General features: G+C 67.0%; 25 protein-coding genes and 1 riboswitch. Of the genes, 16 read left to right on the forward strand and 9 right to left on the reverse strand.

The annotated features are described in order from the left end of the window. Positions 1 to 19: 19 nt before the first annotated feature. On the reverse strand, positions 20 to 343 hold the full coding sequence (locus H162_RS0105900) for a CU044_2847 family protein (RefSeq protein WP_156885485.1): 324 nt from the start codon (positions 341 to 343) through the stop codon (positions 20 to 22). A gap of 363 nt (positions 344 to 706) precedes the next feature. On the opposite strand from H162_RS0105900, the gene H162_RS0105905 reads away from it, so the two are divergent. From H162_RS0105905 to ylqF, 4 genes are all read left to right on the forward strand, one after another. Further along, positions 707 to 1,591, forward strand: a complete 885-nt coding sequence (locus H162_RS0105905; protein ID WP_229451949.1) for a hypothetical protein — start codon at positions 707 to 709, stop codon at positions 1,589 to 1,591. Positions 1,592 to 1,808: 217 nt separating this feature from the next. After that, positions 1,809 to 2,684 (forward strand): hypothetical protein, encoded by an 876-nt coding sequence (locus H162_RS0105910; RefSeq protein ID WP_229451951.1) that lies wholly within the window; start codon positions 1,809 to 1,811, stop codon positions 2,682 to 2,684. Then, entirely contained in the window at positions 2,674 to 3,939 is a 1,266-nt protein-coding gene (locus tag H162_RS0105915) for a choice-of-anchor X domain-containing protein (protein ID WP_020652533.1), read from the forward strand. Before H162_RS0105910 ends, H162_RS0105915 begins: the two co-directional genes overlap by 11 nt. 593 nt (positions 3,940 to 4,532) lie before the next feature. Continuing rightward, entirely contained in the window at positions 4,533 to 5,453 is a 921-nt protein-coding gene (ylqF, locus tag H162_RS0105930) for a ribosome biogenesis GTPase YlqF (protein WP_020652536.1), read from the forward strand. A gap of 33 nt (positions 5,454 to 5,486) precedes the next feature. Here the strand turns inward: ylqF and H162_RS0105935 are convergent, their stop codons facing one another. Next, positions 5,487 to 6,296: a DODA-type extradiol aromatic ring-opening family dioxygenase gene (locus tag H162_RS0105935; protein WP_020652537.1), complete on the reverse strand. Its 810-nt coding sequence runs from the start codon at positions 6,294 to 6,296 to the stop codon at positions 5,487 to 5,489. A gap of 122 nt (positions 6,297 to 6,418) precedes the next feature. After that, a riboswitch (cobalamin riboswitch) is annotated at positions 6,419 to 6,648 on the forward strand. A gap of 69 nt (positions 6,649 to 6,717) precedes the next feature. On the opposite strand from H162_RS0105935, the gene H162_RS0105940 reads away from it, so the two are divergent. The 4 genes from H162_RS0105940 (at position 6,718) to H162_RS30225 (ending at position 10,762) form a co-directional block, all read left to right on the forward strand. Further along, positions 6,718 to 8,715, forward strand: a complete 1,998-nt coding sequence (locus H162_RS0105940; protein ID WP_026354285.1) for a TonB-dependent receptor family protein — start codon at positions 6,718 to 6,720, stop codon at positions 8,713 to 8,715. 43 nt (positions 8,716 to 8,758) lie between these two features. Then, positions 8,759 to 9,643 carry a cobalamin-binding protein gene (locus H162_RS0105945; RefSeq protein WP_026354286.1) on the forward strand — a complete coding sequence of 295 codons (885 nt, stop codon included), beginning with the start codon at positions 8,759 to 8,761 and terminating at the stop codon, positions 9,641 to 9,643. 112 nt (positions 9,644 to 9,755) lie between these two features. After that, complete coding sequence (locus H162_RS0105950; RefSeq protein WP_020652540.1) at positions 9,756 to 10,418, forward strand: thiol:disulfide interchange protein DsbA/DsbL; 663 nt, start codon at positions 9,756 to 9,758, stop codon at positions 10,416 to 10,418. Further along, a complete protein-coding gene (locus H162_RS30225) occupies positions 10,415 to 10,762 on the forward strand; it encodes a hypothetical protein (RefSeq protein ID WP_020652541.1) in 348 nt (115 codons plus the stop codon). The genes H162_RS0105950 and H162_RS30225 overlap by 4 nt, the downstream gene beginning before the upstream one ends. A 111-nt stretch (positions 10,763 to 10,873) precedes the next feature. Here the strand turns inward: H162_RS30225 and H162_RS0105960 are convergent, their stop codons facing one another. From H162_RS0105960 to H162_RS0105970, 3 genes are all read right to left on the reverse strand, one after another. Further along, complete coding sequence (locus tag H162_RS0105960; RefSeq protein WP_020652542.1) at positions 10,874 to 11,506, reverse strand: helix-turn-helix transcriptional regulator; 633 nt, start codon at positions 11,504 to 11,506, stop codon at positions 10,874 to 10,876. Beyond that, on the reverse strand, positions 11,503 to 12,714 hold the full coding sequence (locus H162_RS0105965) for an MFS transporter (RefSeq protein ID WP_020652543.1): 1,212 nt from the start codon (positions 12,712 to 12,714) through the stop codon (positions 11,503 to 11,505). Before H162_RS0105965 ends, H162_RS0105960 begins: the two co-directional genes overlap by 4 nt. 70 nt (positions 12,715 to 12,784) lie before the next feature. Continuing rightward, positions 12,785 to 14,113 (reverse strand): ATP-binding protein, encoded by a 1,329-nt coding sequence (locus H162_RS0105970; RefSeq protein WP_020652544.1) that lies wholly within the window; start codon positions 14,111 to 14,113, stop codon positions 12,785 to 12,787. A gap of 418 nt (positions 14,114 to 14,531) precedes the next feature. Here H162_RS0105970 and H162_RS0105975 point away from each other — a divergent pair, with 418 nt between their 5' ends. Beyond that, positions 14,532 to 15,371: a MipA/OmpV family protein gene (locus H162_RS0105975; protein ID WP_020652545.1), complete on the forward strand. Its 840-nt coding sequence runs from the start codon at positions 14,532 to 14,534 to the stop codon at positions 15,369 to 15,371. Next, entirely contained in the window at positions 15,371 to 16,075 is a 705-nt protein-coding gene (locus tag H162_RS0105980; RefSeq protein ID WP_026354287.1) for a hypothetical protein, read from the forward strand. Before H162_RS0105975 ends, H162_RS0105980 begins: the two co-directional genes overlap by 1 nt. 4 nt (positions 16,076 to 16,079) lie before the next feature. Here H162_RS0105980 and H162_RS0105985 read toward each other — a convergent pair whose 3' ends face one another. Beyond that, entirely contained in the window at positions 16,080 to 16,766 is a 687-nt protein-coding gene (locus tag H162_RS0105985) for a response regulator (RefSeq protein WP_040786581.1), read from the reverse strand. Positions 16,767 to 17,003: 237 nt separating this feature from the next. Between H162_RS0105985 and H162_RS33910 the strand changes: the two genes are divergently transcribed. Then, a complete protein-coding gene (locus H162_RS33910) occupies positions 17,004 to 17,801 on the forward strand; it encodes a UCP032817 domain-containing protein (protein ID WP_020652548.1) in 798 nt (265 codons plus the stop codon). A 26-nt stretch (positions 17,802 to 17,827) separates the two neighbouring features. Here H162_RS33910 and H162_RS35530 read toward each other — a convergent pair whose 3' ends face one another. The 3 genes from H162_RS35530 to xseA all read right to left on the reverse strand — a co-directional run bounded on the left by H162_RS35530 (position 17,828) and on the right by xseA (position 20,198). After that, on the reverse strand, positions 17,828 to 17,962 hold the full coding sequence (locus tag H162_RS35530; RefSeq protein ID WP_267872144.1) for a hypothetical protein: 135 nt from the start codon (positions 17,960 to 17,962) through the stop codon (positions 17,828 to 17,830). Between the two features lie 221 nt (positions 17,963 to 18,183). Continuing rightward, positions 18,184 to 18,762 carry a superoxide dismutase gene (locus tag H162_RS0106005; protein ID WP_020652550.1) on the reverse strand — a complete coding sequence of 193 codons (579 nt, stop codon included), beginning with the start codon at positions 18,760 to 18,762 and terminating at the stop codon, positions 18,184 to 18,186. A gap of 83 nt (positions 18,763 to 18,845) precedes the next feature. Beyond that, positions 18,846 to 20,198 carry an exodeoxyribonuclease VII large subunit gene (gene xseA, locus H162_RS0106010; protein WP_020652551.1) on the reverse strand — a complete coding sequence of 451 codons (1,353 nt, stop codon included), beginning with the start codon at positions 20,196 to 20,198 and terminating at the stop codon, positions 18,846 to 18,848. Positions 20,199 to 21,428: 1,230 nt separating this feature from the next. On the opposite strand from xseA, the gene H162_RS0106015 reads away from it, so the two are divergent. Genes H162_RS0106015 through kdsB form a run of 5 tightly spaced genes read left to right on the forward strand, consistent with a single transcriptional unit; the run spans position 21,429 to position 24,452 of the window. Beyond that, complete coding sequence (locus H162_RS0106015) at positions 21,429 to 22,037, forward strand: MotA/TolQ/ExbB proton channel family protein (RefSeq protein WP_020652552.1); 609 nt, start codon at positions 21,429 to 21,431, stop codon at positions 22,035 to 22,037. Continuing rightward, on the forward strand, positions 22,037 to 22,474 hold the full coding sequence (locus tag H162_RS0106020; RefSeq protein ID WP_026354288.1) for an ExbD/TolR family protein: 438 nt from the start codon (positions 22,037 to 22,039) through the stop codon (positions 22,472 to 22,474). Before H162_RS0106015 ends, H162_RS0106020 begins: the two co-directional genes overlap by 1 nt. Positions 22,475 to 22,514: 40 nt before the next feature. Next, entirely contained in the window at positions 22,515 to 23,549 is a 1,035-nt protein-coding gene (lpxK, locus tag H162_RS0106025; protein ID WP_020652554.1) for a tetraacyldisaccharide 4'-kinase, read from the forward strand. Beyond that, entirely contained in the window at positions 23,530 to 23,700 is a 171-nt protein-coding gene (locus tag H162_RS33110; RefSeq protein WP_020652555.1) for a Trm112 family protein, read from the forward strand. The genes lpxK and H162_RS33110 overlap by 20 nt, the downstream gene beginning before the upstream one ends. After that, on the forward strand, positions 23,697 to 24,452 hold the full coding sequence (kdsB, locus tag H162_RS0106035) for a 3-deoxy-manno-octulosonate cytidylyltransferase (RefSeq protein WP_020652556.1): 756 nt from the start codon (positions 23,697 to 23,699) through the stop codon (positions 24,450 to 24,452). Before H162_RS33110 ends, kdsB begins: the two co-directional genes overlap by 4 nt. Positions 24,453 to 24,553: the final 101 nt, after the last annotated feature.

The following is a 24,553-nucleotide window of genomic DNA, read 5'->3' on the forward strand; positions in this document are numbered from 1 at the left end:
CGCTGCCTCCCGCGGGGAACTACTTCTTTTTCCAGACCAGCTTGATGGATACCGTGGCCGCGCCTTCCATCGACATGACCACCCACTTGCCCCCGGCTTTCATGGCAAGGTCGAGCCTGATCTCCACCTCGTCCGCGGATGCCGCGGTGTCGCTGAGCTTGGCGCGCAGCGGCGCAATCGCGTCCGAAAGAAGGTCGCCGAGCGAGGTGAACGCGTCCTTTGCCCGCTCGGTGATGCCGCCTTCGGCAGCGGACAATCCCCCCGATTGCGACACGGAGATTTCGAGTTCCGGGGCCTTCGGTTCCTGGGCCTTCTTCGCGCCTTGATCTGTGTGCGGCGACATATCCACCTCGCTTGGGTTCCCGGGACGCAGCTGTCCGGTTCATGGTGATCGGGGGCCGTTTCGAGCGTATAAGGATTCCGAGGATTCCGAGGATTCCGTCCGCGCGCAGCGGCCGACTTATCGGGGCAAGATTCAGTATTTACATCTAATAATTCTTTGTCAATCTTTTTGTGACACCTGTCGTGGAAATGCATAGCCGTCGCGGGATCGGCCTGGCGCACTGCACGAACATACCGATGACACCAAAACGCTACACGTAAACCGGCGTGCTTTGACACCTTCGCAAGCCAAGCATACAGTCGATTTTCAGCCCGAAAAAAGGCCAGCCGACCGTCCGGCGCAACCAGAATGAGGGAGAACATCGTGAAATCCATCCGCACCCTGTGCGCGCTCTGCCTGCTGCTCGCCTCGGGCCTGGCGTCCGCCGTCAACTTTACGCTCTGGATCAACGGCCGCGTCGACGGCGGCGCCGCCGGCAGGATCGGCAACTACAACGACTTCGCCTACTGGGGCCCGGTCTCGACCCCCGCCGGCGTCGCCAAGAAGGCCGTCAACTGGGACGGCCGCAGCAGCATCGCCTCGCAGAGCGAAACGGTGCGCAACGCGCTCGACTGCTACTGCACCGGCCCCAACTGGTGCTACATCGCCACCTACAGCGCCGGCGACCTGCTGCTCGGCTACACGCTGGCCAACTACGGCGGTTCGACGCGCCCGCGCAAGAACGCCATTCCGAATTCGAGCGGCGTGTGCGGCGCCATCCGCACCGAGAGCCAGACCGGCTGGAACATCAAGTGGGTGTTCGTCGCGGCCGGTTCGGCCGGCGGCAGCGAGCTGGCCGACATCGGCGCCTGGACCACCTCCGCACCGCTGGTGCAGGACCTGAAGACCACCACGGCGCGCGCCATGTACGACCATAACAACACCCACAACATCCGGTTCTACATGTTCGCCGGCGCCAGGGGCACGCTCTATTCGGGCATCCTGCCCGGCCAGGACGACGAGGTCATGGCCTACCACAGCAGCGGCGGCGTGGCCGGCAACGCGGGCCGCTCGCTGTGCAACCCGGGCGACTGGTTCTGCAACGACCTGACCCTGGGCGAGGCCCCCAACCAGGGCGGCAGCGTGAAGTGGAGCAATCACACTGTCCAGTTCCGTGACGACGGCGAGAACTACAACCACTATATCAACGGGAACTGGGGCGGCATCGTGGGCGTCATGCGCCTCGGGGTCGTCGCGAATGCCAGGTGAGCACCGCAAGCGGGCAGCCGGACGGGAACAGTGCCGCAGGCAGTGTTCCCGTCCACATCTGGCATCCTGTCTCCCATGCACGCGCTACCCGCGACACATACCGGCAACACGCCCCCGGTATGCGGTTTGACACGTCTGCATGTCAAGAATACAGTCTTTCTCAGCCATAAAAAGGCTCGCCGGACACCCCGGCGCAACCATCCTCAAGGAGAAGACAGTGAGACAAGTCCGCATGCTGTGCGCGCTGTGCCTGCTTTTCGCTTCGACCCTGGCGGCTGCCGCCAACTACACGCTCTGGATCAACGGCCGCACCGGCGGCGGGGCGATCGGCAACTACAACGACTTCGCCTACTGGGGCCCGTCCGGCACCGCCGCCGGGGTCAACAAGAAGGCCGTCAACTGGGACGGCCGCAGCAGCATCGCCTCGCAGAGCGGCAAGGTGCGCGACGCGCTCGACTGCTTCTGCACCGGGACCAACTGGTGCTACATCGCCACCCATAGCGCCGGCGACCTGATGCTCGGCTATACGCTGGCCAACTACGGCGGTTCCGCGCGCCAGAAGAAGAACCCGACGCCGAATGCGAGCGGCGTGTGCGGCGCCGCGGACGGCGGCACCCAGACCGGCTGGAACATCAAGTGGGTGCGCGCCGCCTCGGGCGCCGGCGGCGGCTCCGAGCTGTCCGACGCCGGTTCCTGGACCACCTCCGAGCCCCTGGTGCAGGACCTGAAGACCACCACCGCGCGCGCCATGTACAACCACAACACCACCCGCAACGTCTGGTTCTACATGTACGCCGGCGCCAGGGGCACCGCCTACTCGGGCATCCTGCCGGGCCAGGACGACGAGGCCGTGGCCTACCACAGCACCGGCGGCGTGGCCGGCAGCGCGGGCGGTTCCTACTGCAACCCGGGCGACTGGTTCTGCAACGACCTGACCCTGGGCAGCACCGCCAACGAAGGCGGCGGCGCCAAGTGGAGCTACCACTCGGTCGCGTTCCGCGACGACGGCGAAGCCTACAACCACTACGCCAACGGCAACTGGGGCGGCATCGTCGGCGTCGTGCGCACTGCGGTAGTCAACAGTGCCTACTGAGCCTGACAACACCCACGCCCGGCGCGGCTGGCGCCGCCATGCCCTGCCTGCCGGGCTGGGCGCGCTGGTGCTGGCCGCGCTGGCCGCGCTCGGGCTCTACCTGGCGCGCGGCGACGGCGCCCCGGCCGGTCCGGCCGCGGCCCCGCCGCCGCCGTCCGGGCCGCAGTTCTTCGGCCGGCAGGCCAATGAGGGCGGCCTGCCGGCGCCGGACACGCGCGCCGAGCAGCGCCGCCAGCTGGTCGAGCAGGTCAAGCTGACCGACCACACCTATTGCAGCTATCTCGAAGGGACCAGGTATCCGCACGCGTCGCGCCCGGCCGCCCAGCATGCGGACCAGATCCATCCGAACCAGCCGATCGCCGAGATGAACCCGATGCGCCTCGAGGGCGGCAAGAGCAGCGCCGATGTGCTGCTCCAGAGCTCGCAGTCGCGGGTCTACCTGGCGGCCGGCGAAGGCGTCGCCTTCACCTTGCGGACGGTGGATGCGCAGGGACAGGTGGTGCCGCTGGTGATCACGCGCGCGGTGGCGCAGGGCATGACCTATGGCGACAGCCGGCCCACGCCGCAGGTCAGCCTGGCGTTCGCCGACGACGGCGGCGGCGCCGATCCGGTCGCGGGCGACGGTACCTTCACCGCCGTGCTGTCGCCGGCGCAGGGCGGGCTGGCGGGCTTCCACGGCACCATCCGCACCGAAGTGCGCTACAACGCGGGCGGGCGCAGCGGCTTCGTGCTGTTCGACGTGGTCTACACGCCGACCCTGCCGGCGGTCTGGACCGGCCAGGTGCGCGAAGCGACCGAGGACGGTTCGCTGCAGTTCTACCTGCGCGCCGAGGTGCGCCAGCCGGGACGCTACATCGTCAGCGGCCGGGTCGACGACGCGCGCGGCAGGCCGTTCGCGCTGGCGACCTTCAACGACCTGCTGGGGCCGGGACCGCAGGACGTCAAGCTGACCGTGTTCGGCAAGCTGATGCACGACGGGGCGCCGCAGCTGCCGCTGGTGCTGCGCGACGTCGAGGGCTACCTGCTGCGCGAAAACCTCGATCCCGACCGGCTCCTGATGCCGCGCCTGGAGGGCAGGGTATTCGCCAGCAAGACCGGCTCGCTGAAGGGGATCTCGGACGAGGAATGGCAGAGCGAGGAGCGCAGCCGCTACCTGACCGAGTATGCGAAGGACCGCAATGCCGCCCGCGCCCGGCTGGCGGCCTTCGATCCGGAAGCGCCACTGCCCCCGAGCGCCTGCGCGGCACCGCGCTGAGCCTGGCGCCGGCTCCCGCGGGGGCCGGCGCTTTCCATCAGACCGGCAGCAGCGGCAGCCGGTCGACCAGCATGGACGTCACGATCGCCCCGCACAGCAGGCCGACCCCCCACCACCGGGCCAGGGACGTCCGGCACCGTTCACGCACTCGCATCTGTCGTCTCCTCGTGATTGTCTTGCTGGCGATGAGTGTGCTCCGCAAATATGTCATCCTTGTTGCAGGCGCCGCTACGGAAGCGTGCTTGCCGGGCCGGGAAGGGGCCGGCCGCGGCCTCAGCCGACCAGCAGGGGGAAGCAGTCGAGCGCGATGGAGAGCGCGACCACCCCGCACAGCGCGCCAAAGCCCAGCCATTGCACGATCGTTTTCCTGGTCACTGCGCGCATCGTTTCCTCTCCTGGTATGGCGCCCGACGGGCGGAACCGCTAGTGTGCTTGCAGGATGGAACGCAATTTTGCTTTATGTCAACGATTCGTTGCAACAAGCGGGCCGCTGGAGAGCAAGCTTCGTGACCGACCCGGCGCCAGCGTAAAATAGCGCCTTGAACGCAAGATGAAGAGAGCAAAGCATGTCGATACAATGGTTCCCGGGCCACATGAACCTGGCCAAGAAGGAAGCGGCCGAGCAGATGGAAAACATCGACCTGGTGGTCGAGGTCCTCGATGCGCGCCTGCCCGAGGCGAGCTGCAATCCGCTGGTGGAGGAATTGCGCAAGTTCCGCCAGCGTCCCTGCCTGAAGATCCTGAACAAGATCGACCTGGCCGACCCGGTCGCGACCGCGGCCTGGAAAGCCTACTATGACGCCCAGGAGGGCGTGACCGCCTACCCGATGACGACCAAGAAGCCGGGCGACGTGGCGCGCATCCCGGACCTGGCCCTGTCGCTGGCGCCGCACCGCGGCGTGCCGACCAAGCCGCTGCGCCTCATGATCATGGGCATCCCGAACGTGGGCAAGTCGACCCTGATGAACGCGCTGCTGAAGAAGCGCGTGGCCAAGGTCGGCGACGAGCCGGCGGTCACCAAGGTCCAGCAGCGCCTGTACCTGAACAAGAACGTGGTGCTGGTCGACACCCCGGGCATGCTGTGGCCGAAGATCGCGATGGCGAGCGACGGCCTGATGCTGGCGGCCAGCCACGCGATCGGCTCGAACGCGCTGGTCGAGGAAGAGGTGGCCGAATTCCTCGGCACCCTGCTGCTGGAGCGCTACCCGCACCTGCTGACGGCGCGCTACGGCTTCAAGACCGAAGGCATGGACGGCGTGTCCGTGATCGAGGGAGTCGCGGCGCGGCGCGGTTTCCGCGTGCGCGGCGGCGAGTACGACTACGAGAAGGCGGCGCACACGCTGCTGCACGACTATCGCCACGGCGCGCTGGGGCGGATCAGCCTGGAGACGCCGGACACGCGCGCGGCGGCCCTGGCGAAGCACGCGGCCGAGATGGCCGAGAAGGCGCGTATCGCGGCCGAGAAGGCGGCGGAAAAGGCCGAACTGGCGGCGCGCGGCAAGCGCGGGACCTGATCCAGGCCCGCCGGAAGCGCAGCGACGCCCGGGTTACGCCGGCGTCCCGAACTGGAAGCTCGACACCGCCAGGCTCCCGAAGAACGCATCCTCGTGATACACGCAGGCGGCCGCCTCATGCCCGGCCGCCCCCAGCGCCACCATCAGCGGAATCAGGTGCTCCTCGCGCGGATGCGCCGCACGCGCCTGCGGCGCCTCGTCCCAGTGCAGCAATGCCTGTTCGCGCGCGGCCGGATCCAGGTCGAGCAGGACATGCTGCAGCCAGCCGTCGAACGCATGCGACGCCGTCCTTCCCGCCGGTCCGAACTGGCGCAGGTTATGGAAGGACAGTCCGCTGCCGATGATCAGGATCCCCTCGTCGCGCAGCGGCGCCAGCGCCCGCCCGGCGTCGATGTGGGCCGCCGGGTCGAGGTCCTGGCGCAGCGACAGCTGCACCACCGGCATGCGCGCTTCCGGATACACGGGATACAGCATCGAGAAGGTCCCGTGGTCGAAGCCGCGCTCCGCATCGAGCCCGGCCTCGTGCCCGGCCGCTTCCAGCAGGCCGGCGACGCGCTGCGCCAGCGCCGGATCGCCAGGCGCCGGATAGCGCACCTGGTAGGTGTGCGGCGGGAAGCCGCCATAGTCGTAGATCATGCCCGGCGCCGCGCCCGAGGACAGCATGAAGCGCGGCGCTTCCCAGTGGCTGGTCACGACCAGCACCGCACGCACGGCATCGCCAGCCTCGATCCGCATCGCCGCCAGCGAGGCGGCCAGCTTGTCGTACGCCGGGCCGGTCTGTTCCCTCATCCACGGCCAGGGACCGCCGCCGTGCGACACGAAGTAGGTGGGTAAGCGCGCCATGATCCGTCCTTGGAATACCGGGAAAGGTCCATGGTAGCCGATCCTCCCGCGCCTTGCCGGCCCCTGCCGGCCCCTGCCGGCCCCTGCCGGCCCCTGCCGGGAACGCCGGCACCCTTGTCAGGTTATAATCACCCCGTTCTGGTGCCCGCGCACGCTCCCCGCGTGCGCAGTTAAACGGGAAACACGAGGCGACAGCGCTGCGCGCTGCCGCCATGGTGTGCTGCCCCCGCAACGGTCAACAAGCGTCGCTCGACGAGCGGCAGGCCCCCTCGACAACCACTGTGCGCGCGCATAGGAAGGTGAGGCGGTCCGTCTTGCAAGCCCGGATACCGGCCAGACAGGTGGAGACGCGCATCGCGTCTCCGTTGACTCCGGTGTGCGGGGACGCAGGCCGGTGGCTTTTTTCGAGAACGAATCCATCATGAACTTTGCTGCTGTACCGCGCAGCGCGCCGGCCTTCAAGCCGCTCGCCCTGGCCTGCGCCCTGTCCCTGTCCGCCGTTGCCGCCCAGGCACTGGCCCAGGACAGCCTGCCTTCCGTCTTCATCACCGGTGCGCGCTTCCCAGCCACCGCCGTCCAGGCGCCGATCGGCGCCACCGTCATCACGGCCGAGCAGATCCGCAGCGCCGGCGCCACCGACGTCAACCAGGCGATCCGCAAGATCGGCGGCGTGTTCGGGCGCCAGAGCCTGGACGCCTCGCCCGACTTCGCGCTCGACCTGCGCGGCTTCGGTTCGAATAGCGCGCAGAACCTGGTCATCATGGTCGACGGCGTGCGCCTGAACGAGAACGAACTGGCGAATGCCAGCCTGTCGAGCATCCCGGTCGACACCGTCGAGCGCATCGAGATCACGCGCGGCGGCAGCAGCGTGCTGTACGGCGAGGGCGCGACCGGCGGCGTGATCCACATCATCACCGGCCGCGCCGGCAAGGCCGGCAAGCCCGGCACCAGGGGCTCGGTGTTCCTCGAGGCCGGCCGCTTCGACCAGCACGACCTGCGCGCCTCGCTGGCCCATGGCGCCGGTCCCTGGTCCTTCGACGCCGCCGTGGCCGACCGCGGCAGCGACGGCTTCCGCGACAACAGCGAATACAAGCAGAAGACGGCCAGCGCCGGCGTCCAGTACGCGTACGCCCCGAACGCCCGCGCCGGCGTGCGCGTGGAGAGCGCGCGCTCGGATTCGCAGTTCCCGGGTTCGCTGACCGAGGCGCAATTCCTCGCCGATCCGCGCCAGACCCGCACGCCGAGGGACTTCGGCACGCTCGACACCGACCGCGTCAGCGCCTTCGTCGAGCAGCGCGTCGGCGCCTTCGACCTGGCCGCCGAGCTGTCGCACCGCCGGCGCGACCTGACGGCCAATTACTTCTTCCAGGGCGCGGGCGGCGAGACGCTGTCGCGCCTGGCCTACGAGGCGAAGCAGACCCAGTTCTCGCCGCGCCTGCGCCACGCCATGGAGCTCGGCGACAAGCGCAACGAACTGGTGGCCGGCATCGACCTGATCCGCTGGGACCGTGCAACGACGTCCGACTTTTCGCTGGGCGATGCGCGCCAGGATTCGAAGGCGATCTACGTGCGCGACGAACTGCGCTGGAACGCGCCGCACAATGCGCGCCTGGCGCTGGGCGCGCGCCACGAGAAATTCGACAAGGACTACGCCGACCCGCTGGCCTTCCCGCCGGTGGTCGACGAAAGCCGTTCGCAGTCGCTCAATGCCTGGAGCCTGGAAGGCAGCATCGACGTGCTGCCGCAGGTGACCCTGTTCGCCAAGGCCGGCCGCAGCTACCGCGTCGCCAACGTGGACGAGAACAGCCTGCGCTCGGGTCCGGAACTGATCGAGCCGCAAACCTCGCGCGACCTCGAGCTGGGCCTCACCGCCGGCGACGCGGCGCGCCAGGCAACAGCGCGCCTGTTCCGCCACCGCCTGCGCAACGAGATCTTCTACGACCCGACCATCGGCTGGGGCGCCAACACCAACCTCGACCCGACCCGCCGCCAGGGCGTGGAAGTCGAAGGGCATGCGACGTTCGCGCGCAGCTGGCGCGTCACCGGCCAGTGGCAGTACGTGCAGGCCGAGTTCACCGACGGCCCGAACGCCGGCCGCGACATGGTCCTGGTGCCGAAGCACGTGCTCACCGCGCGCCTGGCCTGGGCGCCGGGCAACGGCCACAGCGCCGACATCGGCGCCCAGTGGGTCGACCGCCAGCGCAACGGCGGCGACTTCGACAACAGCTGCAGCACGCGCATCCCCTCGTTCACGACCATCGACGCCCGCTATGCGCGCCGCATCGGCCCGTGGGAAATCGCGGCCTCGGCGCTGAACCTGGCCGACCGCCAGTACTACAGCAACGCCTTCGGCTGCCGCTCCGGGATCTATCCGAGCGATGGCCGCCAGCTGAAGCTGTCGCTGCGCTACGACTTCTGACGCACATCGGCCGGGACGCGGGTCCCGGCCATCGGAGAGCTCGATGAAACGATTGTTGAAGACCGTGCTGCTGGCATCCATGTCGATGGCGTCGGCCGGCCAGGCCGCCGTCAGCGTGGTGGACGATGCCGGCCGCCGGATCACGCTCGGCAAGCCCGCGCAGCGCGTGATCTCGATGGCCCCGCACGTCACCGAGCTGCTGTACGCGGCCGGCGCCGGCGAGCGGGTGGTCGGCGCGATGAACTACAGCGACTACCCGGAAGCGGCGAAGAAGCTGCCCCTGGTCGGCAGCAACAGCCAGGTCGACGTCGAGCGGGTGCTGGCGCTGAAGCCCGACCTGCTGGTGGTCTGGCACAGCGGGAATACCGCGCGCCAGATCGCCCAGCTGGAAAGCCTCGGCATCCCCGTCTTCCACAGCGAGCCGCGCCGGCTGGAAGGGGTGGCCGACAACCTGGTGCGCCTCGGGCAGCTGATGGGAACGAGCAGCGCCGCGCAGGCGGCCGCCGCCGGCTACCGCGCCCAGATCGCCGCCTTGTCCCAGCGCTACGGCAGGCGCAGCCCGGTCACGGTGTTCTACCAGATCTGGGACCGGCCCCTGTACACGCTGAACGACGGCCAGATCGCCAGCGACATCATCCGCCTCTGCGGCGGGCGCAACGTGTTCGGCGAACTGAAGGTGGTCGCGCCCGAGGTCAGCATCGAGGCGGTGCTGGAGCGCGATCCCGAAGTGGTCCTGGCCGGCAGGCGCTACGACCCGGCCAATCCCGGCCTGGGGCTGTGGCAGCCCTACAAGGGCATGACGGCGGTCAGGCGCGGCAACCTGTTCACGGTCGATGGGGATTTGCTGAGCCGGCCCGGCCCGCGCACCGCCGAGGGCGCCGCGCGGCTGTGCGAGCAGCTCGAGTCGGCCCGTCAACGGCGCCGTTAGCGGCGCGTTAAAGAGGTAAGCAATTGCAAAAAGTTGGCCCAGGTTCATAGAGGAGAGCAAAAAAGTGGTAATCTCGCGGTCGTTCGCTTAATCACTTTGTGGAAGGATAGTTATGCGCTCTCTGCGTTTTGCCCTCGTTGCCGCCAGCCTGATCGCCGGTGTCGCCAACGCTTCGCCAGCCGATCCGAAAAACGGCGCCGAATACACCACGCTGTCGGCCCCGCAACCGGTCCAGGCAACGGGCAAGAAGGTCGAGGTCATCGAGTTCTTCGCCTACCACTGCCCGGCATGCAATGCGTTCGAACCGGCCCTGAACCAGTGGGTCAAGAAGCAGGGCGACAACATCGTCATGCGCCGCATCCACCTGCCGTTCCAGGGCCCCGCCGATCCGGAAGCGCACCTGTTCCTGACGCTGGAAGCGATGGGCAAGCTGGAAGAGTTCCACCACAAGGTGTTCCGCGCCGTGCACGTCGAGCGCAAGAAGCTGTCCACCGATGACGCGATCATCGCCTGGGCGACCTCGAACGGCCTGGACAAGGCGAAGTTCATGGAAGCGTGGAATTCGTTCGGCGTGACGACCAAGCTGCGCCGCCTGCAGCAGGTGTCGGCCGCCTACAAGGTCAGCAGCACCCCGACCATCGTGATCGACGGCAAATACGTGCTGTCGCCGGCAACCGTGGCGGAATCGAATAAAATCCAGGATATGGGCCAGCTGATGCAAGCCACCAGCCAGGTCATGGACGCACTGGTAGCGAAGGCAGCCAAGACGAAATGAGTAAAGATGTCGAGCGCGAAGTCCTCAAGATGTACGATGGGTCCCGGCCCAACGAGGACGAGCTGTTTGAGACCAGCAATGTGAACCACATCGCATGGTCGCTGGCGGTGCTGTTCGCAGGCATCGCCGTCTGGCTCGCCATCGCGCTCGTCAATGCCGAGAACCAGCGCTACGCGCTCATGACCAACAAGTGTGCCGATCCCGTCTTCAAGGGCGAGGTCGACAAGAAATGCCTCGTGACCGTGCACTCGCGCGAGCACTGGTGGGAACATTTGTGGGTCGGCGCGACGCACGTGCGCGGGCGGTACGACGAAGAGCCCAGCCGTTACGCCAGGAAGAAATAAGCGCGTAGGGTGGGCAGCTTTGCTGCCCACGCGGTGATTGTTGGCGGCAGGATCGTCGAGCACGATACCGAAACCGCTAGCGATCGCCGCGTGGGCGGAAATCCGCCCACCCTACGATGTTGTCGACGCGGGCGTCACCGTGTACGCGCAGCGCCGCGCCCCGCTCAGCTGGTGCTCGATCCGCACCACCTTCACCTCCGGCCCCAGCACGCGCTGGAACACGTCCAGCTCCGACCTGCAAAAATCCTGGCAGCTGCGCGCCGCCGCGCAGATCGGGCAGTGGTGCTCGACCAGCAGCATGCCGCCGTCTTCCCGCGCCTGCGCCTCGGCCATGTAGCCTTCCTCGTCGCGCGCCGCCGCCAGCGCCGCCACCCGCTCCGCCAGCACTGTCTTGCCGTCGATCCGCGCGCGGTAGAGCGCTTCGCCGGCCTGTTCGCGCGCGGCGACCAGGCGCTCGATGGCGTCCTCGCCGAACAGGGCCCGCACCTGGGCGATCAGCTCGAGCGCCAGTTCGGCATGGCGGTCGGGGAAGCGCGCGTGGCCGCGGTCCGTGAGGCGCCAGCGCCGCACCGGCCGCCCGACCTTGCCCGGGTTGTCCTCGAAACTCACCAATCCCTTTTCCTGGGCCTGCTCCAGGTGGCGCCGCACGCCCATCGAGGTCAGCTGCAGCAGGCCGGCCAGCGCCTGGGCCGTCTGCGGGCCGCGCAGCTTCAGGTGGAGCAGGGTCTGTTCCATCGTGCTCATGGCTTCTCCAGCCCCGGATGCACGCTGTGCACGCTCCAGCTGCGCATCGCGAGGGCGGCCCAGGCAGCCAGCAGGCCGCCCAGGATCAGGATGGCGCGGGTATCGACCAGGGTCAGCACCGAGCCGACCAGCGCCATCACGATATTCGCCAGGCAGAAGGTGGTGGACAGCAGGGCCATCACGCTGCCCTGGCCATGGTGGGCGAACTGGTCCGCCGACCAGGTCTGCAGCGCGGCGTTGTAGTAGGCATGCGGCACCCCGAACAGGACGATCGCCAGCACGCCCAGCCACAGGTTGCCCAGGCCCACGCACAGGATCGCGGCGGCCGCCAGGCCCGCGTGCGAGCCGGCGCGCTTGCGGCCGTCGAGGGGGCTGGCGCGTCCGGCGAACAGCGCGCTCGACGTCATCAGGGCGCACATGCCCATGTTCACCAGCGCGATGCGACGGGCGTCATAGCCGCCGATATCCACCAGCCAGAGCGGGAAGAATTCGTACAGGGCGGCGACCCCGCAGGCATAGGCGAAATGGACGTTGAACAGCTTGCGCAGCGGCGCGTGCCCGAGCAGGGTGAAGGCGTGGCGCTGGCGCGCGGTGGCGAACCAGCCCAGCGCCGGCGCATGGGCGGCGCCGGCCGGCAGGCTGATCCGGACGCAGAGCGCACCCAGCAGCAGCGCGCCGGATGCGACCTGGAAGGGCAGCGCGACCCCGCCGCCCATCGAGAAGCCGGCCAGCAGCGGCCCGACCAGCCAGCCCAGGTGGAAGGCGCCGTTCAGCCAGGACAGCGCATGGTTGCGCAGCGGCCCCTGGATCCGTTCGATCACGATCGCGCGCATCACGGCGCCATTGCCCTCCAGCAGACCGGTGACGAAGCGCGCGCCCAGGAACAGGACATAGGATTCCATCACCATCGCCGCCGCCGTCAGCAGGTGGCCGACCGCCGCCCCGATGGTGGTGAGCAGCAGCGCGCGGCGGCGCCCGAAGCCGTCCGACAGCGGGCCCAGCACCGCACTGCCGATCAGCAGCCCGACCGGATTGATCATCAGCGCGATCCCGAGCAGCATCTTGGGCGGCAGGCCGAGGAAGGTGTTCAGGCCGTTTGCGCCGCCGTCCGCGAACAGCGGCGCCAGCAAGGGATAGGGAAGGGAGGCCCCGGTGGTGGACAGCAATCCGAGGCCGCACAAGGTGGCGATGAGCAGGCGGTCGTTCATGGAGGGGGCCGCATAAGGAGACCCGTCGAGCGTACTCTGCAATAGCAATTAAGTAAACGAATTTGTTTATTTATTGCTGGGCAGATTCAGCCCTTGCTTCCATGGGCAGGGCGATCACGAAGCGCGCCCCGCCCAGCGCCGAGCGCTCGGCGCGCAGGCTGCCGCCATGCAGGGCCACCGCCTTGCGCGCGATCGACAGGCCGAGCCCGAAGCCGCCGGTGGCGCGGTCGCGGCTGCGGTCGAGCCGGTAGAAGGGGTCGAAGATCCGGTCGCGCTCTTCTGCCGGAATGCCGGGGCCGTCGTCGTCGACCGCGATCTCGATGCCTTCGGCATCGCGCCGGGCCGACAGCAGCACCCGCGCGCCGGCATACTTCAGCGCGTTGCGCAGCAGGTTGCCGACCGCGCGCGCCAGCAGGCGGCCGTCCGCCTCGATCGTGCCCAGGTCCTCACCCAGTTCGCATGCCAGCGCGTGGGCGGCCGGCGGCAGCGCGTTGCAGCAGTCGCGCAGCAGCGCGTCCAGCTCGACCGGGGCGCTGTTCAGCGAATTGGCGCTGTCGAGCTTGCTCATGTCGAGCAGTTCGCTGACCAGGTTGTTCAGTTCGGCCAGGTCGCCCTCCATGGCGGCGATGCGCTTGTGCAGGTCCGGGTCCCTGGCGCGGGCGTCGAGCAGTTCGAGCGCGAACTCCAGGCGCGCGATCGGCGTGCGCAGTTCGTGCGACACCGAATGCAGCAGGCTGCGCTGCGAATCCAGCAGGTGTTCGATGCGCCCCGCCATATGGTTGATGCGTTCGGCCAGCGGATAGATGCTGGCCGAGGGCTTCATGTGAGAGCGCACCGACAGCTTGCCGCCGCCGAATTCGTCCGCCATGCGCGACAGCGACTGCAATCCTTCCCAGTGCGAACGCGACCACAGGGCGATCGGCACCAGCAGCGCCACCGCGACGATCACGTAGCGCAGCGCTTCCATCTTGAGCGCCTGTCCGATGTCGATCGGCAAGTCCCGCGCATGCAGCACTTCCTCGTGGCTGCCGATGTAGCGCTCGCCCTCGAGGTCGACGCGCCGGTAGAAGGCCCGGCTGGCCGGCTCGAGCACGATCTCGCCGCGGTCGAGCGCCGCCCGCTGCGCCGCGCCCAGGGCCGCGCGCGCCTGGTCCAGCGGGAGCAGGTCATAGCGCACGTCGGACACTTCGCGCACATTGTTCAGGCGCGCCAGCCATTCGTCGGCGGGCGCCTGGTCGACATATTGTTCGAGCAGGAAGATCTGGGCCGCGGCCTGGCTGCGCGCGATGTCTTCCAGCGGATCGCCGAACAGGCGGCTGAACGCGAAGTAGATGACAAAGGTCGCCGCCGTGATCGACAGCATGACGAGCACGAAGAAGCGGAAGAAAATCCGGTTCATGCTGTGGTCCTTGGTAACTGTCGGTAACGAAATACTGCCAGATGCATTGACTTCTCCTCGCCCGGCATTGTACAGGGGCAAGAGGATCGGCGTGGGGCCTTACAAAATGATGACAATTCGTCGACATCTGAAGGCGGAACTCGGCGGGGCGAGCGGCTAAGATGCTCCTACATCAGGAACCTGAAGGTTTTCCGTTTGCCCACCTGATGCGCGAGTGTCGGTGGGTTTTTTTATTCGAGCAGGAAGCGACTGGCTGCTGTCATGCCTGCGGCGACGGAGCAGTCGTTTCCGAATGCACCAAGCTGGGTCCCGTCGCAGTTCACCGAAGAAATTCGTACCTTGAAGTAACAAACCCGGGGGGAGGGCGGCTTGCTCGACGTAAAATAACGAGTTACCGAACTTTCCGATTGTGCAAAAGATGAAACAGCTTCTCGTCCTGGTCCTGGCCGTCTCGGGCAGCGCTGCAAGCGCACAGACGCCGACCACCAACCCGATGCCCGATGGCAGCCGCGATATGTACGCGGGGCTGGGCGTCGTGTCGGCTCCGCGTTACGAGGGGGCGGACAGCAGGAAGGTATCGGCCTTGCCGGTGCTCCAGGTCCAATGGAGCAACGGCCTGTTCATCTCGGGACTGAGCGCCGGCATGCACCTGTCCGACCGTCCGACGGTCGAGTATGGCCCGCTGCTGACCCTGCATCCGGGCCGCGACGAGTCCGGCAGCGGCCGCGGCATCGGCGTGGTCGAGATGTCGGGCCTGCCGAGCCTCGTGGCGCGCGCCGCCCGCGGCAACCCGCTGTCGGGCATGGACGATATCCGCTACCGCCTCGAAGGCGGCGGCTTCTTCAACTATTACCTGGCGCCCCAGTGGCGCCTGACCAGCAGCGTGGTGGTCGGCTCCGGCCATGACCGCGACGGCGCCCGCATGGACCTGGGCGTGCAGCGCCTGGCCGCGCAGGTCGCGCCGCACCACACCCTGTCGTTCAGCGCCGGGGTGTCGGTGGTCAACCGCGCCTACAACCAGTCGTATTTCGGCGTCACCGAGGCCGAATCCTTCGCCAGCGGCCATCCGGAGTACCGCCCGGGCGGCGGCCTGAAGGATGTGCGTCTCGGCGCGCGCTGGAACTGGACCCTGAGTCCGTCGTGGATGCTGACCACCCATGTCCAGGCCACGCGCCTGGTGGGCAATGCCCGCACTAGCCCGCTCGCCGAGCGGCCGACCAACGTGACGGTTTCGACCGCACTCGCCTACCGGTTCTGATGATGCGATTCCCGCACCTTACCGCATGCGTGCCCCTGCTGCTGACGGCCAATCTGGCCGTGGCCCAGGCGCAGCCGCAGGCGGGCGACTGGGTAAGCTATCGTGATGCTTACCGGTCGATGGTGCTTTTTGATAAATACGGCGGAGCGAAGAATTTGCTCCAGAGCCACCTGCAGGTGGCGCCGAAAGAGAAGGGTGCGCTCGCGGAAGGCGTGCAGCTGGCGCTGACGGGAAAAACCGTCCAGACCAACCTGCCGCTCGATGCGACCGGGCGCGGCGTGCTGCCGCTCCTGAAGGCCGCCTATGACGAGAATGCGGTGCTGGCGCCGAACCGCCGCCTGGGCGGATTCGCGCTCAGGCCGCGCGTGACGATCGCGCCGCGCGCCGACGGCGCCTATGACGCGGCCGAGCTGCGCGCGGCCTGCGAGCAGGCGCTCGGCTTCGCCCGCTACAGCGATGCGTCCGCGCGCGGCCGCCAGTGCGCCGGCGTGCGGCTGGTGTTTCCGAAGAAGGGTGTGGAAGCCGGCGCGCGCGTGCGTCGCGCCGACGGGGGGGAGCAGGCCCTGCCGCTGGCGCGCGGCGCCGCCTTCGCGGGCGATGTCGACGACGACTTCCCGGTCGTGACCTACCGCTTCGGACCTGGCGAGCGCGTCCAGGTGGTCACCTATAACGCGCCGCTGGCGATCGTCCCTTTGTTCGAGTAAACCCTCAGTTCCAGGCCGAGGGCGAGAACAGGTAGCCTTCGCCCCACACCGTCTTGATCTTTTCCGAGTCCGCGTCGTCGAACTTGCGGCGCAGCTTCGAGATGCAGTTGTCGATGCTGCGGTCCAGGCCGTCGAATTCGATGCCGCGCATCTTCTTCAGCAGCGCATCGCGCGACAGCACCCGGCCCGCCGCCTCGGCCAGCACCAGCAGCAGCTTGTACTCGGTGTTCGACAGCACGCAGGGCTGGCCGCGCCAGACCACGCTGCGGTCGCTGGTGACGATGCGCAGGGCGCCGAACTGCAGCACGCGCGAATCGTTGCCGCCCTTGGCCTGGGTGCGGCGCATCAGGGCGCGCAGGCGCGCCAGCAGCACGCGCGGCTGGACCGGCTTGTTGACGAAGTCGTCCGCGCCCTGTTCCAGGCCCGAGACTTCGTCGTACGAATCCTCGCGCGCGGTCAGGATCAGGATCGGCACCTCGGACATCTCGCGCAGCTGGCGGCACACCACCATGCCGTCGAGGCCGGGCAGCATCAGGTCGAGCACAACGACGTCCGGAGAGAGCTCCTTGAAGCGTTCGAGCGCCAGGTCGCCGCGCGTGACCAGATCGACCGAAAATTCATAGCCGGACAGGTATTCCATGACGAGCTCGGCCAATCGCGCGTCATCTTCCACCAACATTACACGGTACATACAGTTCTCCTTGGACTGTGATTGTATGCGACCAATTGCTGAAAATCACAACCTCCATAATTGAGAGACATTCGATTACATATTCGTGACAAGTGCGGCGCCTGCAGCCTGCCTGGGCAGCAATGGTCGTCTTGACCATGCCCTCCAGGCACAGGCCGGCATCGTGTCATCGTCCTGTCATGCAGCGGGCATATGCTGGGCCCATAAAAGACGATAATGACAACGAGGAGACTGGACATGGAATGGCTGAACCAACTGCGCGCCCGTCGCTACGGGCGTGTCTCGCGCTACCGGTCGCGGCTCGCCGACCTGCCGCCCGGACTTGCCGCCGCATGGCGGCGCAGCGCCCCGGACGAATTTCCAGGCATCCCGACGGATGCCTTTTTTTTCGTCCGCGCCGCCGAAGGCCTGCTGAACTTCTTCGATGCGGTCAGCGCGCGCCGGACGCCCTGCAGCCTGCCGTCGCTGGCGGCGGACTCGGTATGGCACGCCTGGCTGCGCCACGACGCGGCGGGCCTGGAGAACTACTGCAGGCGCCACTTCGGCGCGCCGGTCCCGCACCGCGAGGCGGCGCTGCTGGGCCGGGGCGCACTGGCGGCAGCGCTGGTGGCCTGCCGGAGCATCGACGGCATCGCGGCGCAGGGGCCGGCAGTGCCGGGCCTGTTCGCGCTGGACGCCCGGCTGAGGATGCCGCGCGGCCACGGCTACTGGTCCTGCCGGGGCGAAGTCGTGTACCGCCGGCTCGACGGAAACGGGCGGCGCTCCGGGACGCCGCAGCCGCATCCCGACATCACGCTTGCCGCGCTGCTGGCGGCAGGCTTGATCGGCAGCCAGGCCTACGACGAGGCCATGCGCGGGCAACAGGGCGGCGACCCGGGCGCCCATGGCGCCTATGGCGCGGACGGCGGCAATGGCTGCGACGGGGATGGGGCCGCGGGGGGCGGCGCCGGTGGCGGCTCCAGTGGCGGCTCCAGTGGCGGCTCCAGTTGCGGCTCCAGTTGCGGCTCCGGATGCGGCGGGGGAGGAGGCGACTAGGGCGTGGCCGGCGCCACCGGCGACGGTCAACCGGGAAGGAAGTAGTACATGATCCGGCCCACCTGGTCGCCGATCCGGTGCCACTCGAAGAACAGGACGGCGACGGCCAGGAGCACGAGCATGGGTTTCATTGCTTTCGGCAGGTATTTACGGAGCGTCATGAAGTACTCGCTTGCTTGCAAAAAAGGCCAAACAATAGCAAATTCGACAGCGTGAAGATTCACCATTTCCCACAATCCTGTCAAATCTGACAGGATTGAGTTCCAGATTCGCCATATACCGCCTGGAGCAGCCCTGCAGCGTGGTAAAAAACAAACATGGCCCGCATTGCGGGCCATGTCGGGACGCGTTCCGGCGGCGGGCCGCGGAACGGTCAGGTCATTCAGGCGAAGTTCTGGTTCGCGAATTCCCAGTTGGCGACGTTCCAGAAGGCTTCCAGGAACTTGGCGCGGGCGTTGCGGTAGTCGATGTAGTAGGCGTGCTCCCAGACGTCGGCGGTCAGCAGGGCCTTGTCGGCGGTGGTCAGCGGGGTGCCGGCGTTCGAGGTGTTGACGATGTCGACGCTGCCGTCCGGCTTTTGCACCAGCCAGGTCCAGCCCGAGCCGAAGTTGCCCAGCGCCGACTTGTTGAACTCTTCCTTGAACTTGTCGAACGAGCCCCACTTGGCGTTGATCGCGTCGGCGACCTTGCCGGTCGGTGCGCCGCCGCCGTTCGGGGTCATGCAGCTCCAGAAGAAGGTGTGGTTCCATACCTGGGCGGAGTTGTTGAACACGCCGCCCGAGGATTTCTTGATGATCTCTTCGAGGGCCATGTTCTCGTACTCGGTGCCCTTGATCATGTTGTTCAGGTTGGTCACATAAGTCTGGTGGTGCTTGCCGTGGTGGTATTCGAGGGTCTCGGCCGAGATGTGCGGCTGGAGAGCGTCCTTGGCGTACGGCAGGGGCGGCAGGGTATGTTCCATGTTCTGTCCTTAATGAGTTGGCAACGGGCGCTTATTCTAAACCGGATAACATAATGTTGCATGAAGCGCTAAAAAGAAGCGCTTCATTCGAGAATGCTTTGCACTTGCGCCACACCGACTTCGGCGCTGCCGTTGGCCAGGCGCACGGTCAGCGTGTCGCGCACCTTGATCTGGGCCGGGTCGCGCAGCACCTGTCCCTTGCTGTCGCGCACGATCGCATAGCCGCGTTCCAGGGTGCGCTGCGGGTTCAGCAGTTCGAGCTGGGCGGACAGCGCATGCAGGGCGTCGCGCCGCCGTTCGACCTGGCTGCACAGGCTGGCGTTCAGGTGGCGCTGGTCGGACAGGAGCTGGGCGCGCAGCGCGCGCATGTCGGGGCGGTAGCGCGACCAGCGCTGGCGCAGCTGGGCCAGCATCATGCCGTGGCGGTTGACGGGCACGTGCAGCGCGTGGGTCATCGCGCTCGCCATCGCCAGCAGCTTGAGGCGCTGGTTGCCGATCCGCGCCGAGGGGCTGAGCAGGCGGCGGCCGAGGTTGTCCAGCCCCTGGCTGGCGTCCGACAGCGTGCGCTCCATCGCGCGCCGCAGGTCGGCGCCATCGGCTTCCAGCGAGGCCAGCCAGTCGGCGCGCGGCGTGGCGGCCAGTTCGGCGGCCGCGGTCGGGGTGGCGGCGCGCACGTCGGCCGCGAAGTCGGCGATGGTGACGTCGGTCTCGTGGCCGACGCCCGAGATCACGGGAATGGCGCAGGCGTCGATCGCGCGCGCCACGCATTCTTCGTTGAAGCTCCACAGGTCCTCGATCGAGCCGCCGCCGCGGCAGACCAGCAGCACGTCGACTTCGGCGCGGCGCGAGGCGGTCATGATGGCTTCGGCGATCCTGTCGGCCGCGAACTGGCCCTGCACCGGCGCCGGGTAGAGCACGATCCGCACGTGGGGCGCACGGCGGCGCAGGGCGGTCAGCACGTCGCGCAGCGCGGCCGCCTGCGGGCTCGTGACGATGCCGACGCTGCGCGGGAACAGCGGCAGGGCGCGCTTGCGCTCCGGGTCGAACAGGCCCTGGGCCGCCAGCTTTTCCTTCAGGCGCAGGAAGGCTTCGTACAGCTGGCCCACGCCGGCGCGGCGGATCGCCTCGACATTGATCTGGTAGTCGCCGCGCGCGCCGTACAGCGTGACCAGCGCCCGCACCTCGACCCGGTCGCCCTCGCGCGGGTTGAAGCCCGCCATCTGCGCGCGGCTGCGGAACATCACGGCGCGCACCTGGGCGGCATCGTCCTTCAGGGTGAAGTACCAGTGGCCCGAACTGGCCCGCGTGAAGTTGGAAATCTCGCCGCCGATCCAGACCAGTGGAAAACTACGCTCGAGCAATCGAGCCACCTGCTGGTTCAGGGCGGTGACGGTCAGCACCGGCGGAGCGGTGTAGGCGGGGTCGGCATCGTGCATGGCTGGCGGGGGAAAAGGCAAAGCTGATGCTTATGTCATATCTTCCCTTAAACGACAAGGGCTTTTCACCTGCCTGTGCAGAACTTTCTGTTGCCGCTTTTCAATGCAGAATAAAAGATGTGTTTAAATTCAATGGCTTAGCGGTGAGTCTCCCCACTTGGCCACAATCTTATCCACAAAATCTGTGTGGAACTCATCCATAAGACCCAAGACTGCGCAGGATTTGGGCAGTGCAGGATGCTTGATTTAAATCAGATACTTAGCGCTAGTACCTTGGGCTTGATCACATGCTTGTCCACAAAAGCTGTGAATAGCCAGGGCTGCCGCCCGGCCGGGAGCCAGGGGCTAGTGCAGGGCCGGCAAGGGAGCAGGCATGCTCAAAAATGAAGCGTGGAAACTTTCTTGTTCTAGATCAATGGCTTACCGTGTGGAAAATAGCCTTGCACACAATCTTGTCCACAAAACATGTGCACAAGCTGCCCAACACTGCGGATGTCGCGGAGACGGGACGATGTTTCTTTTGGGGAAATTCTGATTCTGTATGTTCATACAGTACTGCCTGTTTTCTAGGCACGGCAGGTCGACTTGATTAGAATCAATGACTTAGCATGGCATTCGGCGGTTTCCACACACTGTTATCCACAAAAAATGTGCACAGCCGTACTTTCCCTGTATCCCGAGCAAAATTGGCAAACAAAAGAAGCAATCCAAGTCGTTTCGGGTCGCAAATGTTATGCATTTACGTGATTTGCTTAAATTTGAAGCGCTGAGAGTTTTTCTCAATGGATCAAGCACTTACGATCAAGAATTGCCCCTTGCTCACACTCTTGTCCACAAAAAATGTGAGGAACCTTGCGGTCATGGATGAGAAGTACACGTCGGCTCGCTGCCTGTTTTTTGATCTATGGAAAATTATCCATGCATATCAAGGACTTGGGTGTTTCTGGGTCGCATTGCACACACTTTTGTCCACAGAATTTGTTCGTAACTACATGTTGGGGTGAACAAGCCAGTCGGCCTCAGCAGGCCGCCGCCACCCCGCACAGGCCAGCCCATGAGACTGCCATTTTCTTGCGCAGGATCAAAAAGCCTATAAAAATCAAGGGTCTTTGTGCTATCGCAAGGCCTTGCGCACAATTTTATCCACAGAAGATGTGCAGAACTGTACTTGCCGCTTTGCTGGCAACTTGTTACATTGCCGAATTCATTTCCACACCTCAGGAGTTTCTCTTGCTCGCCATTTTTCAAGCCGCAGGCTGGCCTATCTGGCTGCTGCTGGTCGCGTCGATCGTTGCCGTTGCCCTGATCGTCGAACGCATCATCTACCTGCGTCGCGAGAAGATCCTCCCGAAACAGCTGCTGGACGAAGTGATCCGCGTCTACCGCAACGGCAAGGTCACGCCGGACGTGGTGGACAAGCTGGAACAGAATTCGCCGCTCGGCACCGTGCTGGCGGCCGCCCTGCGCAACGTCGACGCGCCGCGCGACGTGATGAAGGAATCGATCGAGGAAGCGGGGCGCGGCGTGGCCACCGGCCTGGAACGCTTCCTGACCACGCTCGGCACCATCGCTTCGCTGGCCCCGCTGATGGGCCTGTTCGGCACGGTGGTCGGCATGATCGAGATCTTCGGCGCCCAGGCCCCGACCGGCGGCAACAACCCGGCCCAGCTCGCGCACGGCATTTCGGTGGCCCTGTATAACACCGGTTTCGGCCTGGCGATCGCGATGCCGGCCCTGGTCTTCTACCGCCACTTCCGCAACCTGGTCGACACCTTCGTGGTCGACATGGAACTGCAGGCCGTGAAGTTCGTCGACGTCGTCCACGGGTCGCGCAAATGATCGATTTCCGCCGCGGCCGCAAGCGCGAGGATCCGGAGATCAACCTGATCCCCTTCATCGACGTGCTGCTGGTCGTCCTGATCTTCCTGATGGTGTCGACCACCTACAGCAAGTTCACCGAGCTGCAGATCACCCTGCCGACCGCCGAGGCCGACAAGCCGGCCGAGAAACCCTTCGAGATCAACGTCACCATCGACGCCAAGGGCAACTACACGGTGAACAGCCTGCCGGTGTCCTTCCACAGCGTGGCCGGCCTGGCCCAGGACCTCAAGAACGCCGCCCGCACCACCGAAGGGCGGGTCGTGGCCAGCCCGGTCGTGATCGTCAACGCCGACCAGTTCGCGATGCACCAGATGGTCATCAACGTGCTGGAAGCGGCGCGCGTGGCCGGCTACGACAAGCTGACCTTCGCCGCCCAGACCGGCGCGAAGAAATAAACCGACGGCGCGGGCGCATTGCCGCCCGCGCCGCTCCCGCATGGCATCCCCATCCCATCTCGAAACGACCCTGACCCGGGCCTGGCTGCGGCGCGGCATCCTGGCCTGGACGCTGCTGCCGCTGGCGCTGCTGTTCCGCATGCTGGCGGCAACGCGCGCGCTGCTGTTCCGCGCGGGGGTCCTGAAGTCCGAACGCCTGCCGGTGCCGGTGGTCGTGGTCGGCAACATCTTCATCGGCGGCACCGGCAAGACCCCGCTGACCATCTGGCTGGCCCGGGCGCTGCGCGCCGCCGGCCTGCGTCCGGGCGTGATCTCGCGCGGCCACGGCGGCAAGGAAAGCGCCCCGCGCGACGTGCTGCCTTCCTCCGATCCGCGCGAAGTGGGCGACGAGCCGCTCCTGATCGCCGCGCGCGCCGCCTGCCCGGTGGTGGTGGGGCGCCGCCGCGCGGAGGCGGGCAGGGCGCTGCTGGCCGCGCACCCGGAAGTCAACGTCCTGATCGCCGACGACGGCCTGCAGCACTACGCGCTGGCGCGCGACGTCGAGATCGTGCTGTTCGACGGCCGCGGCGTCGGCAATGGCTGGACCCTGCCGGCCGGCCCGCTGCGCGAGGCGCCGTCGCGCCGGCGCGACTTCACGGTCGTCAACGCGCCCGCCATCACGGCCGCGCTGGCGGACGCGGTGGGCGGGCGGCCTTACCGCATGCAGCTCGAGGGCGGCCTGGCGGAGCCGCTGTCCGGCGCGGGCAGTCCGGTGCCGCTGGCGGCGCTGGCGGGAAAGCGCCTGGTCGCCAGCGCCGGCATCGGCAATCCGGGCCGCTTTTTCGCCATGCTGCGCGGCCATGGACTGGACTTCGCCGAGCTGCCCCTGCCCGACCACCACGATTTCCTCGACCAGCCGTTTGCGGCCCTCGATGCCGATGTCATCCTGATCACGGAGAAGGATGCAGTAAAATGTCGGCAACTTGATAACCTGAAGGACGATCCACGGCTGTGGGTCGTGCCCGTGACGGCGCAGCTCGATGCTGCGCTGGCCGAACAAATCGTGGAGAAATGTCGTGGACGCTCGACTGCTTGATATCCTGGTCTGCCCGCTGTGCAAGGGACCGCTTGAATACGATAAGAAGGCGCAGGAACTGACCTGCCGCCCGGACCGCCTGGCATACCCGATCCGCGACGGCATCCCCATCATGTGGGCTGACCAGGCGCGCAAGATCGAGGCGGTATGAGCTTTACCGTCATCATCCCGGCGCGGCTGGCCTCGACCCGCCTGCCGAACAAGCCGCTGGCCGACCTCGGCGGCAAGCCGATGGTGGTGCGCGTGGCCGAGCGCGCCCGCGCATCCGGCGCCTCGCGCATCATCGTCGCCACCGACCACCAGGACATCGCCACCGCCTGCGCCGCGCACGGCGTGCACTCCTGCCTGACCCGCGCCGACCATCCTTCCGGCACCGACCGCATCGCCGAGGTGGCGCTGGTGCTCGGCCTGGCCGACGACGAGGTGGTGGTCAACCTGCAGGGCGACGAACCGCTGATCGACCCGGCCCTGCTGGCCGCCTGCGCCGCGCGCATCCGCGACGGCGTGCCGATGGCGACCTGCGCCCATCCGATCGCCGATGCGGCCGACGCCTTCAACCCGAACGTGGTCAAGGTCGTGCTGGACAAGGCCGGGCGCGCGCTGTACTTCTCGCGCGCCACCATTCCCTGGCACCGCGACGCCTTCGCCCAGTCGCGCCAGGTGCTGGCGGAGGGCTATGTGCCGCTGCGCCATATTGGCCTGTACGCCTACAGCAACGCCTTCCTGCAGGCCTATCCGAAGCTGGAGAGCGCGCCGCTCGAACAGATCGAAGCGCTGGAACAGTTGCGCGTGCTGTGGCACGGCTACCCGATCGCGGTGCACGTCACCGACAGCGCGCCGCCGGGCGGCGTCGACACCCCGGAAGACCTGGCGCGCGTGCGCCTGCATTACGCCGCCTCCTGAGCCCGCGCCATCCGCGGCGGCGCAGCGCCGCCGCTGTGTCAAAAAATGGCGTCGGCAGGCCCCAGGATTGGCGTTGAGGATGACTTTTGTGGTAACTTTCG

Source organism: Massilia niastensis DSM 21313 (assembly GCF_000382345.1).
GTDB lineage: Bacteria > Pseudomonadota > Gammaproteobacteria > Burkholderiales > Burkholderiaceae_D > Telluria > Telluria niastensis.

Coding starts and splice junctions, on each gene's coding strand:
- H162_RS0105960 (WP_020652542.1), bottom strand. CDS start 11,506: ATGAGCACGATGGAACAGACCCTGCTCCACCTGAAGCTGCGCGGCCCG.
- H162_RS0105945 (WP_026354286.1), top strand. CDS start 8,759: ATGAAACGATTGTTGAAGACCGTGCTGCTGGCATCCATGTCGATGGCG.
- H162_RS0105935 (WP_020652537.1), bottom strand. CDS start 6,296: ATGGCGCGCTTACCCACCTACTTCGTGTCGCACGGCGGCGGTCCCTGG.
- kdsB (WP_020652556.1), top strand. CDS start 23,697: ATGAGCTTTACCGTCATCATCCCGGCGCGGCTGGCCTCGACCCGCCTG.
- H162_RS0105975 (WP_020652545.1), top strand. CDS start 14,532: ATGAAACAGCTTCTCGTCCTGGTCCTGGCCGTCTCGGGCAGCGCTGCA.
- H162_RS0105940 (WP_026354285.1), top strand. CDS start 6,718: ATGAACTTTGCTGCTGTACCGCGCAGCGCGCCGGCCTTCAAGCCGCTC.
- H162_RS0106005 (WP_020652550.1), bottom strand. CDS start 18,762: ATGGAACATACCCTGCCGCCCCTGCCGTACGCCAAGGACGCTCTCCAG.
- H162_RS30225 (WP_020652541.1), top strand. CDS start 10,415: ATGAGTAAAGATGTCGAGCGCGAAGTCCTCAAGATGTACGATGGGTCC.
- H162_RS35530 (WP_267872144.1), bottom strand. CDS start 17,962: ATGACGCTCCGTAAATACCTGCCGAAAGCAATGAAACCCATGCTCGTG.
- H162_RS33910 (WP_020652548.1), top strand. CDS start 17,004: ATGGAATGGCTGAACCAACTGCGCGCCCGTCGCTACGGGCGTGTCTCG.
- H162_RS0105970 (WP_020652544.1), bottom strand. CDS start 14,113: ATGAACCGGATTTTCTTCCGCTTCTTCGTGCTCGTCATGCTGTCGATC.
- H162_RS0105980 (WP_026354287.1), top strand. CDS start 15,371: ATGATGCGATTCCCGCACCTTACCGCATGCGTGCCCCTGCTGCTGACG.
- H162_RS0105965 (WP_020652543.1), bottom strand. CDS start 12,714: ATGAACGACCGCCTGCTCATCGCCACCTTGTGCGGCCTCGGATTGCTG.
- xseA (WP_020652551.1), bottom strand. CDS start 20,198: ATGCACGATGCCGACCCCGCCTACACCGCTCCGCCGGTGCTGACCGTC.
- H162_RS0105950 (WP_020652540.1), top strand. CDS start 9,756: ATGCGCTCTCTGCGTTTTGCCCTCGTTGCCGCCAGCCTGATCGCCGGT.
- ylqF (WP_020652536.1), top strand. CDS start 4,533: ATGAACCTGGCCAAGAAGGAAGCGGCCGAGCAGATGGAAAACATCGAC.
- H162_RS0105900 (WP_156885485.1), bottom strand. CDS start 343: ATGTCGCCGCACACAGATCAAGGCGCGAAGAAGGCCCAGGAACCGAAG.
- lpxK (WP_020652554.1), top strand. CDS start 22,515: ATGGCATCCCCATCCCATCTCGAAACGACCCTGACCCGGGCCTGGCTG.
- H162_RS0105985 (WP_040786581.1), bottom strand. CDS start 16,766: ATGTACCGTGTAATGTTGGTGGAAGATGACGCGCGATTGGCCGAGCTC.